The 13,636-nt window shown below is 72.7% G+C and carries 14 protein-coding genes; 11 read left to right on the forward strand and 3 right to left on the reverse strand.

Features of this window, described 5'->3' with window-relative positions:
• Nucleotides 1-270: 270 nt before the first annotated feature.
• From AC5677_RS06210 to AC5677_RS06220, 3 genes are all read left to right on the forward strand, one after another.
• Nucleotides 271-1,596, forward strand: a complete 1,326-nt coding sequence (locus AC5677_RS06210) for an MFS transporter (RefSeq protein WP_497193994.1) — start codon at nucleotides 271-273, stop codon at nucleotides 1,594-1,596.
• A 59-nt stretch (nucleotides 1,597-1,655) separates the two neighbouring features.
• Nucleotides 1,656-3,116: an aromatic amino acid lyase gene (locus AC5677_RS06215; RefSeq protein WP_497193995.1), complete on the forward strand. Its 1,461-nt coding sequence runs from the start codon at nucleotides 1,656-1,658 to the stop codon at nucleotides 3,114-3,116.
• Nucleotides 3,117-3,485: 369 nt separating this feature from the next.
• Nucleotides 3,486-4,337 carry an NmrA/HSCARG family protein gene (locus AC5677_RS06220; protein WP_497193996.1) on the forward strand — a complete coding sequence of 284 codons (852 nt, stop codon included), beginning with the start codon at nucleotides 3,486-3,488 and terminating at the stop codon, nucleotides 4,335-4,337.
• 67 nt (nucleotides 4,338-4,404) lie between these two features.
• On the opposite strand, the gene AC5677_RS06225 is transcribed toward AC5677_RS06220, so the two are convergent.
• Nucleotides 4,405-4,905: a carboxymuconolactone decarboxylase family protein gene (locus AC5677_RS06225; RefSeq protein ID WP_497193997.1), complete on the reverse strand. Its 501-nt coding sequence runs from the start codon at nucleotides 4,903-4,905 to the stop codon at nucleotides 4,405-4,407.
• Nucleotides 4,906-5,002: 97 nt separating this feature from the next.
• On the opposite strand from AC5677_RS06225, the gene AC5677_RS06230 reads away from it, so the two are divergent.
• The 6 genes from AC5677_RS06230 (at nucleotide 5,003) to AC5677_RS06255 (ending at nucleotide 9,339) form a co-directional block, all read left to right on the forward strand.
• The gene (locus AC5677_RS06230; RefSeq protein ID WP_497193998.1) at nucleotides 5,003-5,971 is read left to right on the forward strand and encodes a pirin family protein; all 969 of its coding nucleotides are present in this window, start codon (nucleotides 5,003-5,005) and stop codon (nucleotides 5,969-5,971) included.
• The gene (locus tag AC5677_RS06235) at nucleotides 5,968-6,312 is read left to right on the forward strand and encodes a GNAT family N-acetyltransferase (RefSeq protein ID WP_497193999.1); all 345 of its coding nucleotides are present in this window, start codon (nucleotides 5,968-5,970) and stop codon (nucleotides 6,310-6,312) included. Before AC5677_RS06230 ends, AC5677_RS06235 begins: the two co-directional genes overlap by 4 nt.
• Before the next feature lie 77 nt (nucleotides 6,313-6,389).
• Nucleotides 6,390-7,004: an antibiotic biosynthesis monooxygenase gene (locus AC5677_RS06240; RefSeq protein ID WP_497194000.1), complete on the forward strand. Its 615-nt coding sequence runs from the start codon at nucleotides 6,390-6,392 to the stop codon at nucleotides 7,002-7,004.
• A gap of 263 nt (nucleotides 7,005-7,267) precedes the next feature.
• Complete coding sequence (dhaK, locus tag AC5677_RS06245) at nucleotides 7,268-8,260, forward strand: dihydroxyacetone kinase subunit DhaK (protein ID WP_497194001.1); 993 nt, start codon at nucleotides 7,268-7,270, stop codon at nucleotides 8,258-8,260.
• Nucleotides 8,261-8,323: 63 nt separating this feature from the next.
• Nucleotides 8,324-8,932, forward strand: coding sequence for a dihydroxyacetone kinase subunit DhaL (gene dhaL, locus AC5677_RS06250; RefSeq protein WP_497194002.1), 609 nt, complete (start codon nucleotides 8,324-8,326; stop codon nucleotides 8,930-8,932).
• Entirely contained in the window at nucleotides 8,929-9,339 is a 411-nt protein-coding gene (locus tag AC5677_RS06255; RefSeq protein ID WP_497194003.1) for a PTS-dependent dihydroxyacetone kinase phosphotransferase subunit DhaM, read from the forward strand. Before dhaL ends, AC5677_RS06255 begins: the two co-directional genes overlap by 4 nt.
• A gap of 18 nt (nucleotides 9,340-9,357) precedes the next feature.
• On the opposite strand, the gene AC5677_RS06260 is transcribed toward AC5677_RS06255, so the two are convergent.
• Nucleotides 9,358-10,179: an SAM-dependent methyltransferase gene (locus tag AC5677_RS06260; protein ID WP_497194004.1), complete on the reverse strand. Its 822-nt coding sequence runs from the start codon at nucleotides 10,177-10,179 to the stop codon at nucleotides 9,358-9,360.
• 345 nt (nucleotides 10,180-10,524) lie between these two features.
• Between AC5677_RS06260 and AC5677_RS06265 the strand changes: the two genes are divergently transcribed.
• Both AC5677_RS06265 and AC5677_RS06270 read left to right on the forward strand, forming a co-directional pair.
• The gene (locus AC5677_RS06265) at nucleotides 10,525-11,220 is read left to right on the forward strand and encodes an RNA polymerase sigma factor (protein WP_497194005.1); all 696 of its coding nucleotides are present in this window, start codon (nucleotides 10,525-10,527) and stop codon (nucleotides 11,218-11,220) included.
• Between the two features lie 2 nt (nucleotides 11,221-11,222).
• Nucleotides 11,223-12,011, forward strand: coding sequence for a hypothetical protein (locus tag AC5677_RS06270; RefSeq protein WP_497194006.1), 789 nt, complete (start codon nucleotides 11,223-11,225; stop codon nucleotides 12,009-12,011).
• A 7-nt stretch (nucleotides 12,012-12,018) separates the two neighbouring features.
• Here AC5677_RS06270 and amaB read toward each other — a convergent pair whose 3' ends face one another.
• Nucleotides 12,019-13,599 carry an L-piperidine-6-carboxylate dehydrogenase gene (gene amaB, locus AC5677_RS06275; protein WP_497194007.1) on the reverse strand — a complete coding sequence of 527 codons (1,581 nt, stop codon included), beginning with the start codon at nucleotides 13,597-13,599 and terminating at the stop codon, nucleotides 12,019-12,021.
• Nucleotides 13,600-13,636: the final 37 nt, after the last annotated feature.

Raw genomic sequence — 13,636 nt, forward strand, 5'->3', positions numbered from 1 at the left:
CTAAGTGGGCGGAGCGGCCGACGGCGCCGACGGCAATCGTGCCGTCGGCGCCGTCGGCTGTCGGGGCCGGGGGCCGTACGGGTGTGACCTCCCCACGTACGCGGTGCAGTTGGGGCCTGTCCAGGCTCCGTTCCACCCCGATGCGGCGGGAGCGGCGTCACCGCGTCTCGCATATGAGAAATGGCCATTCACCTATTGCTTGGCTGTAATTCTCCATTCAGGATGCCGTGCATCCCCTCTGTGCCGCATCCCCACTCTGGGAGGTCATGCATGGCCACGCTCACCGTCGAACCCCGGACCGAGGAACCCCTGAAGGGCTTCCATCTCCGGATCACCGCGACCACGTTCGGAGCGAACTTCTCCGACGGCTACGCCCTCGGCATCATCGGGGCGGTGCTGCCGGCCCTCACCGCCTCCATGCACCTCTCCGGCTGGTGGCAGGGCCTGCTCGGCGCGTCCGCGCTGATCGGCCTGTTCTTCGGCAGCGTCGTGCTGGGCTGGGTGGGCGACCTCGTCGGCCGTCAGAAGCTCTACATCTACAACTTCGCCCTGATCACCGTCGCCTCGGCGCTGCAGCTGTGGGCACACGACCCACTCGTCCTGTTCGTACTGCGCCTGCTGATCGGCTTCGGGCTCGGCGCGGACTACGCGGTCGGGCCGACGCTGCTGGCCGAGTTCGCCCCGCGACGGCTGCGCGGCCTGCTGCTCGGCTCGCTCACCGTGCTGTGGACCGTCGGGTATGTCGTCGCGAACATCCTCGGCAGCTACCTGTCGCTCGACGACTCCTCCTCACACCTGCTGCTGGCCAGCGCCGCACTGCCGGCCGCGCTGGTCCTGCTGCTGCGCATCGGCACCCCGGAGTCGCCCAGCTGGCTCGTCAGCCAGGGACGGATCGAGGAGGCCCGCGCCATCGCCGGCCGCTTCCTGGGCACCGAGCTGGAGCTCGACACGGACGGCGCCGCGGGAGCGGGCGAGAAGCAGAAGCCGGCCGGGTACGGTCAGCTGTTCGCCAAGGGGCAGCGGCGCAACACCTGGTTCGGCGTGTTCTTCTACAGCGCCCAGGTGCTCCCCTACTTCGCCATCTACACCTTCATGGGCACCATCCTGTCCGCGATGCAGGTCTCCGACGCGGACACCCAGAACCTGTTGCTCAACCTGTTCCTGCTGCTCGGCGGCGTGGTCGGCCTGTGGCCCACACAGCGGATGGGACGCCGCCCGTTCACCATCGTCAGCTTCGGCATCCTCACCGTCTCGCTCGCCGCGCTGGCGGTGCTCGCGGACGCCTCGCCCCTGGCGATGATGGTCCCCTTCGTGATCTACACGTTCGTGATGGCCGGGGCCTCCAACATCACGCAGGTGTACCCGCCCGAGCTCTACCCCACCGCGCTGCGCTCCTCCGGCGTGGGCTTCCTCTGCGGAACCAGCCGGGTGGCCGCCGCCATCGGCACCTTCGTGCTCCCCGTCAGCCTGGACCACCTCGGCGTCACCTGGTCGATGGCCTGGCTGGCCGGGGTCCTGCTGCTCGGCACGGTCATCAGCATCGCCTGGGCACCGGAGACCAAGGACTCGGTGACGACCGAAGGCTGGACCCACTGATGGCCCCCCTGACGCCACCACGCGCCGAAGCCCGGACCGAACCGCCGACGGCACCCCCCATGACCTGCGTTCGCCTCGACGGCACCGGCCTGACCGCGTCCCAGGTAGCGGCCCTGGCCAGGAGAACGGCGCGCGCCGTGGTCGCCCCGCACGCCCGCGACCGGATGCTCAAGGCCCGCCTGGTGGCCGAGCAGGTGGTGGCCCTGCGCCCGGTGTACGGCCACACCACCGGCGTCGGCGCCAACCGCACCACCGCCGTCCCCGGCGACTCCGCCGATCAGCACGGTCTGCGGCTGCTGCGCAGCCACAGCGGCGGGATCGGCCCGCTGGTACCGGCGGAGCAGGTACGGGCCATGCTCGCGGTCCGGCTGAACCAGCTCCTCGGGGCCGGCACGGCGCTCGGCGCGGGCATCGCCGACCGCCTCGAACAGGCGCTGGCCTCGGGGCACGTCCCCGCGGTGCACACCCACGGCTCGGTGGGCACCGGCGATCTCTCGGCGCTGGCCGAGCTGGGCCTCGCCCTCGCCGGCGACCTGCCCTGGCGGGAGGGCACCGGCCCGGCCCCGGAGCCCTTGCAGCTGAGCCACTGGGACGCCCTTCCGCTGATGTCCAGCAGCGCCCTGACGATAGGCCAAGCGGCCCTGTTCGCAACGGAGTTGAGCGATCTGCTCGACCGGGTGCCGATGGTGGCCGCGCTGTCCCTGGCGGCGGTCCAGGGGTCCACCGAGCCCTACGCCGAGGACGTGCACGCCCGCCGGCCGCATTCGGGAGCGCGGCGCACCGCCGCACGCATGTGTACGCTCCTGGGCCGGCCGTCCTGGGAACCCGCGCTGATCCAGGACCCGTTCGGCTTCCGCTGCCTGCCCCAGGTCCACGGCGCCGCCCTCGACGCGATGACCGCACTGGAACGGGTACTGGCGGTGGAACTCAACGCCGCCTGCGAGAACCCGCTGCTCAACCTCGACACGGCGGAGTACCACCACCACGGCGGCTTCCACCAGGCCTCCCTGGCGCTGGCACTGGACCAGCTGCGCCTCGCCCTGCTGGGCACCGCCGGGCTGTCCACCGCCCGCCTCGGCGTCCTGGTCGAACCGGACTTCACCGGACTGCCGCCCTTCCTCGCCCGGGACCGGGACGGCAGCAGCGGAATCATGATCGTCGAGTACGCCGCCCAGTCCGCCCTCGCGGATCTGCGCGGCGCCGCCCAGCCGAGCATGCTCGGCCACGCCGTGCTCTCCCGCGGCGTCGAGGAGCACGCCAGCTTCGCCTCGACCGCGGTCCGCCGCCTGCAGGAGGCGATCACGGCCTTCCGGTACGTGCTGGCCTGCGAACTGCTCGCCGCCGTAAGGGCACTGCGCATGCGCGCGCTGCCGCCCTTCGGCGCCCCGGAGCTGACGGACCTCCGCCGCGCCGTCGAGGCCCTCCTCGACCCGTCCACCGACGACCGCAAGCTCACCGGGGACGTCCACGCCGCGGCGGCCCTGCTCGGCGCCGAACGGCACGCCGGGGCCCTGGCGTAGCCGGCGCCCCGGCACCGCCCCGAAGCGCCGTCGGACGAGCGACGGGACACCCCGCCCGGCGAACGCGCACCGGCCCGCCCGCCGGCCATTCCCTCCAACCGAACCTCGTCCGGGCGCTGTTGCGGGACGCGCCGCTGCCGTGCCTGGACGGACCGACCGCGCGTCTCGTCCCTCTTCTTCCGGCAACCGTGTGCGGCGGGGAACGCCGGGCGCGGTCGCACGACCGTCATGACTCTGCGCGCACCGGGACGCGCCCCCCAGCGCCCTCCTCGCGCGCGTCGGCACCGCGCGCCGCCGCCCGGCACGGATGATGACCGCTGGGGCCGGCTGCCGATCCGGTACCCCTTCTACTGGGAGAGGAGTTCTTCGATGGCCGATGAACCGGTATTGGTGCTCGCGGCGACCGGCGGACAGGGCAGGGCCGTGATCGACGCGCTGCTGGCCCGCGGGGCCCGGATCAGGGCGCTGGTCCGCGACCCCGGCCGCAGTGCCGCGAGGCAACTGGCCGACCGGGGCGTGGACGTGGTGGCGGGTTCCCTGAGCGATCGCGGGTCGCTGGCCGCGGCCATGAACGGGGTGGCCGGTGTCTTCGCGTTCACCACACCCTTCGAGGCCGGTGTCGAGGCGGAGGTGGAACAGGGGCGGGCGATCCTCGCCGCCGCTGCTCAGGAGCGCGTCCCGCATCTCGTGTTCAGCTCGGTCGCCGGGGCCGACCAGGACAGCGGGGTACCGCACTTCGAGAGCAAGGCGCGCATCGAGGCGGAACTGGCCGCGGGCGACGTGCCGTACACGATCCTGGGACCGACGTACTTCTTCGACAACGCACTCGGCGGAGCGGAACGCATCCGCGACGGCGTGCTCGATCTGCCGCTGCCGCCCGACCGGCCGTTGCAGCAGCTCGCCCGCCCCGACCTCGGCGCATTCGCGGCGCACGTGCTCCTCGACCCCGCTCCGTACGCCGGGCAGCGCATCGAACTGGCCTCCGACGCGCCCACTCCGGCACAGATGGCGACTGCGCTCGGCACCGCGCTGGGACGGGAAGTCCGTCATGAGCAGGTACCGCTGACGGCCATCGGCAATCCGGACATGCATGCGATGTGGACGTTCCTGAACGGCCCCGGCTATCGCGTCGACATCCCCGCACTCCACGACGCCCACCCGGAGATCCACTGGACCGGCTTCGCCGACTGGGCGCAGCACGCCTGGGCGGGCGCCCGCTGAACCTGCCGTCCGGAGGCGGTCGCCCGGCGGCTCTCGGGCGCGGGCCGGGCGGCGGCGCCGTAGGGACTCAGCGGCCGGCAGCCTCCCGTACGGGGTGCTTGCTCAGGATCGAGACCCGGTTGAAGGCGTTGATGGCGATGGCCACCCAGATCACGGCGGAGATCTCGTCACCGGTGAGGGCCGCGCCCGCCTCCGCGTACGCCCGCTCCTGGGCGAGGGCGTCGGCGGGATGCGTGGTGGCCTCGGCCAGCGCGAGCGCCGCGCGCTCGCGGGCCGTGAAGAGCTCGGTGTCCCGCCAGGCGGCGAGCACGCCCAGGCGCCGCGTGGTCTCCCCGGCGCGCAGCGCGGCCCGGGTGTGCACGTCGAGGCAGAAGGCGCAGCCGTTGAGCTGGGACACGCGCAGGTTGATCAACTCGACCAGGATCCGGTCGAGCCCGGCGTCGGCGGCCGTCGCGCGGACGGCGTCGGCGGTCTCCACCAGGGCCCGGTACGCGGCGGGGCTCTGCTTGTCCAGATAGATCCGCCCGTTCGCCCTGCGGGCCGCCGGGACCTGCGCCGTCTCGCTCACCCTGTGCTCCTTCGCCTGTTGTCGCGGGTCGCCATCGGGACTATGATCCCCCATGATTGTTGAAAACGAAACTACATGCCGAAGAAGGGGCCGGGAGATGGATCACACGGAGGTCGAGATCCTCACCGCCCGGGACGTCCCGCTGGGCGGACCGCGCGCGATGACCGTACGGCGCACGCTGCCGCAGCGGGCCCGGACGCTGATCGGCGCCTGGTGCTTCGCCGACCACTACGGCCCCGACCGGGTCGCGGAGTCCGGCGGCATGGACGTGGCTCCGCACCCGCACACCGGCCTGCAGACGGTCAGCTGGCTCTTCAGCGGCGAGATCGAGCACCGCGACAGCCTCGGCACCCACGCCTCCGTACGACCCGGCGAGATCAACCTCATGACCGGCGGGCACGGCATCAGCCACACCGAGGTCTCCACGCCCGACACCACCGTGCTGCACGGCGTCCAGCTCTGGGTGGCCCTTCCCGACGAACACCGCCACGCCCCGCGCGACTTCCAGCACCACGCCCCGCAGCCGTTCCGCGTCGACGGCGCCGAGGTCAGGGTGTTCCTGGGCACGCTGGCCGGCGAGACCTCCCCCGTCCGCACCTTCACCCCGCTCCTCGGCGCCGAGGTCCTGATCGACGCCGGAGCCACCGTCACCCTCGACGTCGCCCCGGACTTCGAACACGGCCTGCTCGTCGACGAAGGCGACGTCCACTTCGACGGCACCCCGCTGCGCCCCGCCGAACTCGGCTACGCGGCCCCCGGCCGCACCACCCTCACCCTGGCCAACACCTCCGGCCGTCCGGCCCGGACGATCCTCCTCGGCGGCCCGCCCTTCGAGGAGGAGATCGTCATGTGGTGGAACTTCATCGGCCGCAGCCACCAGGACATCGTCGAGGCGCGGGAGCAATGGGAGCGGGCCTCCGACCGCTTCGGCACCGTCGACGGCTACCCCGGCGACCGCCTCCCGGCCCCCGCCCTGCCGAACGCCGTCATCACACCCCGCAAGAACCCCTCCCACCGCTGCCCCCCCCTACCGAACCAACCCTCCGTGCCGAAAGGGCCGTCATGAGCGAGCAGCCCACCACCGCCCCCGTCGTCCGCCGTGCCGACGCCCGCCACCGCTACGAGATCCTCGTCGACGACACGCGCGCCGGCCTGACCGCCTACCGCGACCGCGACGACCGCCGGGTCTTCTTCCACACCGAGATCGACGACGCCTACGCGGGCCAGGGGCTCGCCGCGATCCTCGTCGAGCGGGCCCTGACCGACGTCCGCGCCGCCGGGATGCGGATCGTCCCGGTCTGCCCGTACGTGGCCAAGTTCCTCAAGAAGCACGAGGAGTTCGCCGACATCACCGACCCCGTCACCCCCGAGGTCCTGTCCTGGCTCGACGCCCAGCTGAAGCGCTGAGGCACCGGGCAAGCGGCCCGGGCGGGCCGGCAGGGCGTACAGTGTGCGCGGGCGCGGCGTGATCATGAGGAGCATCTGTGACCGCGGCCGGCCTTGAACACGCCACCGTCCCCGCCGACACCGGCGAGGTGACCCTTCTGATAGCCCGCCGGGTGGAGCCCGGCCACGAAGCCGACTTCGAGCTGTGGGCGAAGGGCATCCTCGAAAGCGCGGCCGCCTTCCCCGGGCACCTCGGATACGGACTCTTCCGGTCCTCCGGCGGCGACGCCCCCTGGTTCCTCGTCCACCGGTTCCAGGACGCCCAGGCCTGCCGGACCTGGCAGGAATCCCCCGAGCGGGCCGCCTGGTTCGCCGACTGCCGGGGACACCACCACACCGAGATCGCCCGGCGCACGCTCACCGGCATGGAGACGTGGTTCGCCAAGCCGGGCTCGACACGCCCCGCGCCGCCCCGGTGGAAAATGGCGATCAGCGCGACGCTGGCGATCTACCCCATCTCCGTGCTCGGCAGCCTCTTCCTCGTCCCCCACCTCACCACACTCCCCCTCCTGCTCAGCAGCGCGATCGTCGCCTGCGTCTTCAACGTGCTCATGACACGTGGCCATGCCCACCGTGAGCAGACTCCTGCGCGGCTGGCTCACGCCGTAGCGCCCCTGCGCGGATCTCCGGAATCACCCGGATCCGACCGATGACGCACCGGTGCACGCTCATGCCCTCACGCCGATAATTGCGCGATGATGCACATTCGCACAGACCCTCCACGGCCGACCTGACCTGATGCACCCTCAGGAACGTCGGCCATAAGTCAGCAACACGTCAGCAACGAGTCGGCATCAGCACCCGCGGAACCGCCCCGGGCGCCACGAACCGCCGAGACCAACAATGCGCCTCGCCCGTCCTGACCTGCAAAGACCCCGCTCAGCGACGTGCCCGCCAAGCTCACCAGGAGGTATCCGTGAAGATGCTCATCAACGTCGCCGAGACCGTCGTGGCGGACGCGCTGCGGGGCATGGCCGCGGCGCATCCCGAACTGGTGGTGGATGCGGAGAACCGCGTGATCGTGCGGCGGGACGCGCCGGTGGCGGAGAAGGTGGCGCTGGTGTCCGGGGGCGGGAGCGGGCACGAGCCGCTGCACGGGGGATTCGTGGGGCCCGGGATGCTGGACGCCGCCTGTCCCGGGGAGGTGTTCACCTCGCCGGTGCCGGATCAGATGGTGCGGGCCGCCGCGGCGGTGGACAGCGGGCGCGGCGTGCTGTTCGTCGTGAAGAACTACACCGGCGATGTGCTCAATTTCCAGATGGCGGCGGAACTGGCCGAGGACGAGGGGGTGCAGGTCGCCAGCGTGCTCGTCAACGACGATGTGGCGGTGACCGACTCGACCTTCACGGCCGGACGCCGGGGCACCGGCGCCACGCTCTTCGTCGAGAAGATCGCCGGGGCGGCGGCCGAGGAGGGCATGCCGCTGGAGCGGGTCGAGGCGCTCGCCCGGCGGGTGGTGGCGTCCTCGCGGAGTTTCGGGGTGGCGCTCGGCGCCTGCACGACGCCAGCGAAGGGCAGTCCCACCTTCGACCTTCCGGCCGGGGAGCTGGAGTTGGGCGTCGGCATCCACGGCGAGCCGGGGCGGGAGCGGCGCGCGATGATGACCTCGCGCGAGATCGCGGACTTCGCCGTGGACGCGATTCTGGAGGATCTGGCGCCGAGGCTGCCGGTGCTGGTGCTCGTCAACGGCATGGGGGCGACGCCGCTGCTGGAGCTGTACGGGTTCAATGCGGAGGTGCGGCGGGTGCTGGACGAGCGGGGGGTGGCGGTGGCCCGTACGCTCGTCGGGAATTACGTGACGTCGCTGGACATGGCGGGGTGCTCGGTGTCGTTGTGCCAGGTGGACGGGGAGCTGCTGCGGCTGTGGGACGCGCCGGTGGAGACGGCGGGGCTGCGCTGGGGGCGGTGAGCCCGGCGGGCGTCGCCGCTCAGGACCGACGGATCAGCCAGAGCAGGAACAGAGGAGTACTACGTGTCGGACACCGTCTTGGATACCGCGTTCTTCGTCCGGTGGATGACGGCGATGGCCGCCGCCGTGGACCGGGAGGCCGACCGGCTGACCGAATTGGATTCCGCCATCGGGGACGCCGATCACGGAACCAATATGCAGCGCGGTTTCACCGCCGTGGCGAAGATGCTGGAGGCAGATGAGCCGCCGACGCCCGGGGGCGTACTGGCCGCCGCCGGGCGGCAGTTGATCTCCAGTGTGGGGGGCGCGTCGGGCCCGCTGTACGGGACGCTGCTGCGGCGCAGCGGGAAGGCGATGGGCGAGGCGCCGCAGGTGACGCGGCAGGAGCTGCGGGCGGGGCTGCAGGCGGGGGTGGACACGGTGGCGCAGCTCGGCGGTGCGGCGCCGGGGGACAAGACGATGCTGGATGCGCTGGTGCCGGCGGTGGCGGCGCTGGGGACGTCGTTCGAGGCGGCGGCCGCGGCGGCGGAGCAGGGCGCGCGGGCGACCGTACCGCTGCTGGCCAAGAAGGGCCGGGCCAGCTATCTGGGGGAACGCAGCATCGGGCATCAGGATCCGGGGGCGACGTCGTCGGCCCTGCTGTTCGCGGCCCTCACGGAGGTGGCGCGGTGACCGGGGACGCCGCGCCGGTGGGGATCGTGCTGGTGTCGCACAGCGGGCCGGTGGCCGAGTCGGTCGCGGCGATGGCGGTGGGGCTGGCCGGCGGCGGCACGGCGCCGGTGGCGGCGGCGGGCGGGACGCCGGACGGCGGGCTCGGCACGAGTACGGAGCTGATCGGGGCGGCGGCGCGGGAGGTGGACCGGGGCGCCGGGGTGGCGGTCCTGGCCGACCTGGGGAGCGCCGTGCTGACCGTGAAGGCCATGGTGGCGGAGGGGGACGAGCTGCCCGAGGGCGCGCGGCTGGTGGATGCGCCGTTCGTGGAGGGCGCGGTGGCCGCGGTGGTGACCGCCTCGGCCGGCGCGGATCTGGACGCGGTGGCGGCGGCGGCCGGGGAGGCGTACGGCTATCGGAAGGAGTGAGGGGCGCGCGGCCGCCGCTCACGGTTTGCGGGCGATGGCTGCGTAGCAGGCCGCCTCGGCGTCGGTGACATGGGTGGCGTCCCCGGGGCGGTCGGGGCGCCATTGGTGGGAGAGGGTGACGCCCGGCTCCAGCAGCTCCCAGCCGTCGAAGAAGCGGAGGAATTCGGCGCGGGAGCGGAACTGCAGGGTGGTGCCGGCGCCGCGGTAGATGTCGATGATCTTGTGCATCGCCTCGGGGGCGAAGTCCGGTGTCGCATGGGTCATGGCCAGGGTGCTGCCGCTGGGCAGGGCGGCCTTGAGGGCGTCGACGATGGAGTGGGCGCGCCGTCCGCCGTCGTCGGTGACGAAGTGCATCAGGGCGTTGAGGCTGAGGGCGACCGGTTTGCGCAGGTCGAGGGTGTCGAGGAGGTGCGGCGCCGTCAGGATGCCCTCGGGGTCGTTGACATCGGCCTGTACGTACGCGGTGCGCCCCTCCTCGGTGCTCAGGAGGAGGGCCGCGGCGTGCGCGAGGACGATGGGGTCGTTGTCCGTATAGACGACCCGGGCGTCGGGGGCGATGCCCTGGGCGATGTCGTGGAGGTTCGGCGGGGTGGGGATGCCCGTGCCGATGTCGAGGAACTGGCGCAGCCCCGCCCTCGCGAGGAAGCGGGTGGCGCGGTGCATGAACTCGCGGTTGATCCGGGCGGCGACCAGCGCGCTGGGGAAGACGGACAGGACGCTGCCGGCGGCCATCCGGTCGGCGAGGAAGTTGGTCTTGCCGCCGAGGAAGTAGTCGTAGATGCGGGAGGAATGGGCCCGGTCGAGCTGTAGGTCCACCACGGGCTCGTTGCGGTCGCTCATCGTGCGCTGCCTCCCCAGTACGGCCGCCGGGGCACCCGGCGGCGTTCCGGATGCCGCCGCCCGCCCGGCAGTTGGAGCACTGCCCGGTACGGACCGGATCATGCCGGGACGCCTCGTGCGCCCCGGCGCGCGCCCCGCGCACGCGCGGCGCGCCGGTGTGCCGGATGAACATGCCTGCGGCACGGGTAGTCATATGAATACGCAGCGGAAGATTTCTTGCGCCCCGGTGCCACAAAAGGGCGCACTTTCCTGTTCATTAGAGGTGAGGGCAGACAGTCCTTCCGCTGCCGCCGGCATCCTCGGTGCGGCAGCAGCGGTGCACGGCGAACGGAACGAGGACGGCTCGTGGGCTCAAACCGGGACCGACTTCTGCCGGCGTGTGCGGAGGCGCGCGGCCCTCGCGCGGAGTTAGCCGCGCTCCCCCGCCGGCTCCCGGCCGGCGCGAACGGGCCGCCCGGCCCACCGGATTCCGCGGACCCGTCGGCCCGTCATCTGTCCATAGCCCTGGAGGCCTTCCACGCCACGCACGCCCGCAAGTGGCTGACCTACGCCTATCTGCACACCGGCAGCGAGGGCGCGGCCCAGGAGGTGACCCGGTCCGCCTTCCGGCGGCTGGGCCGGCTGTGGCCGCATGCGCTGCGGCAGGCGTCGGTGGAGGCGTTCGCGTGGTCGGTCCTCAAGGAGTGCGTGGTGGAGTGGCTGTACGACCACCAGCAGCCCACCGCGCTCACCGAGACCGCCGCATTCGCGGTCGTCACGCATGCCCTGCTGCGCGAGTGCCAGCAGCGGTTCGCGCTGCTGGAGAGCCAGTTGGGGCTGTACGCGGCGATCGCGCGGCTGCCCGAGCGGCAGTGCGATGTGATCGTGCTGCGGCATGTCATCGGGTACGACGACGCGCAGATCGCCGCGCTGCTCGGCGTCGACGAAGTCACCGTCCGCTCCTATGCGAGCCGCGGCAAACGCAAGCTCGCCGCCGCGCTCGGCATCGACCAGGGCACCACGGCACGCCCGCACCACAACGCATCAGCAGGGGGGAATTGACCATGTCGTCCACCGATCACCTCCGCCACACCGAGCACTCCGAGCGTCGGGACACCGTCGAAACGCTGCTGAGCGCCGCCGCGGCGGTCGCCGGAATCGACGGCCTGGCCGGCTTCTGCGCGCTCGATGACGCGGGCGCGCTCGACGGGCTGGGCTGCTTCGAGGCCGCCACGGAGGCGGAGTGCCGCAGCGGGGACGTGGCGGCGGGGCCCGGCGCCGGCCCCCGCGGGGTCCGCGCCGACCACGGCGCGCCCAGCGCCTACCCCAGTGCGCGCGACGAGGCCACCCATGAACTGGAGCTGGCCTGTGCGCTGGTCGTCAATGCCGCGGCGGCCGCGGCCAGCCTGGAGCGGCTGGTCGACGACCATCACATCGACCCCGAGGGCGCGCTGGTCTTCGCCTGTCTGCTGCACATCACCGGGCGCTTCGACGCGGCGCACTTCTGGTGGCACTTCGGCGCGGGCGCGGGGAGCCGGACCGCCGCGTACTGCCTCTACCTCTCCCATCGGCGCAACGGGGAGTACCGCGACGCCGACTACTGGCGCGGCCAGGCCGCGCACGCGCCGGACGAGGAACGCCCACCGGTGGCCGCGTTCGACGAGAAGCAGCTGCTGCCGGACGCGGCCCGGCACAATCTCCTCGTCCAGTGGCACAGCGGGCTCGCCCCGACCCTGCCGTCGGCGCTGGAGAATGTGATCAACCGCCTTGTGGTGGAGGGGGACGACGAGGACTTCGGGGAGATCCCGCGTCCGTCGCCCACCCTCGTCCGCGACCTCGGCCGGGTCGTCTGAGCGGATATCAGAGGAAGTTGACCCCCTGGGCGAGGGGGAGGTCCGCGGAGTAGTTCACCGTGTTGGTCGCCCGGCGCATATAGGCGCGCCAGGCGTCGGAGCCGGATTCGCGGCCGCCGCCGGTCTCCTTCTCGCCGCCGAACGCGCCGCCGATCTCCGCACCCGACGTACCGATGTTGACATTGGCGATGCCGCAGTCGGAGCCGTCGGCGGAGAGGAAGCGCTCGGCCTCCCGCTGGTCCTGGGTGAAGATGCTCGACGACAGGCCCTGGGGGACGTCGTTGTGCAGGGCGATGGCCTCGTCGAGGGTGCGGTAGGTCAGGACGTACAGGATCGGGGCGAAGGTCTCGGTGCGCACGATCTCGGTCTGCTCCGGCATCCGGACGAGGGCGGGGCGGACGTAGGCGGCGTCCGGGGCCTCGGCGGCGAAGTGGCGGTCCCCGCCGGTCAGCAGCTTGCCGCCGGCGCGCTGCGCGGCGGTCAGGGCATCGGCCATGGCCGTATGGGCGGCCGCGGTGATGAGCGGGCCGACGAGGGTCGCGGGGTCGAAGGGGTCGCCGAGCGGCAGTTGGCCGTAGGCGTGCACGATCCGCTCGGTGAGGCGGTCGGCGAGGTCTTCGTGGACGATCAGCCGGCGCAGCGTCGTACAGCGCTGGCCCGCGGTGCCGGCGGCGGAGAAGACGACGCCGCGGACGGTCAGGTCGAGGTCCGCGGAGGGGGTGACGACGGCGGCGTTGTTGCCGCCGAGCTCCAGCAGGCAGCGGCCGAAGCGGGCGGCCACCCGCGGGCCGACCTGGCGGCCCATCCGTACCGAGCCGGTCGCGCTGACCAGCGCCACCCGCGGGTCGTCGGCCAGCCGCTCGCCGCAGGCGCGGGCACCGAGCAGCAGCCGGTGCACGGCGGGCGGCGCATCGGCCTCGGCGGCGGCTTGCGCGAGCAGACCGTCGCAGGCCAGCGCGGTGAGCGGGGTGAGTTCGGAGGGCTTCCAGACGACGGTGTCGCCGCAGACCAGGGCGATGGCGGTGTTCCAGGACCAGACGGCGACGGGGAAGTTGAAGGCGGAGATGACGCCTACGACGCCGAGCGGATGCCAGGTCTCGGCGAGGCGGTGGCCGGGGCGTTCACCGGCGATGGTGCGGCCGTAGAGCTGCCGGGACAGACCGACCGCGAAATCGCAGATGTCGATCATCTCCTGGACTTCGCCGAGCGCCTCGGAGCGGATCTTCCCCGCTTCGAGGGTGACCAGGTCGGCGAGGTCGTCCTTGTGGGCGGTCAGGAGTTCGCCGAGCCGCTTGACCAGGGCGCCGCGGCGGGGTGCCGGAACGGTGCGCCACTGCTGGAAGGCGCGGTGGGACGCGTCGAGGGCCCGGTCCGCCTGCGCGGCGGTGGTGGCGGGGAGACGGGCGAGGACGGCGCCGGTCAGGGGGGTACGGGCCGGCAGGACGTCGGACGCCGGATCGGCTGTGTCGAGGGCGTCGAGGTCCACGCCGCAGCGGCGCAGGGCGGTGGCCGCGCGGGTGCGCAGGGCGTCCGCGGAGGGGAATCGGGGGCCGGTGGACGGGGTGGCGGTGGCCGGGCCGGCGGTCATGGCGGGCTCCTTGGGGACGGGAAGCGGTGGGTGGCGG

The sequence above is a fragment of the Streptomyces sp. JLSY215 genome, from assembly GCF_059682825.1.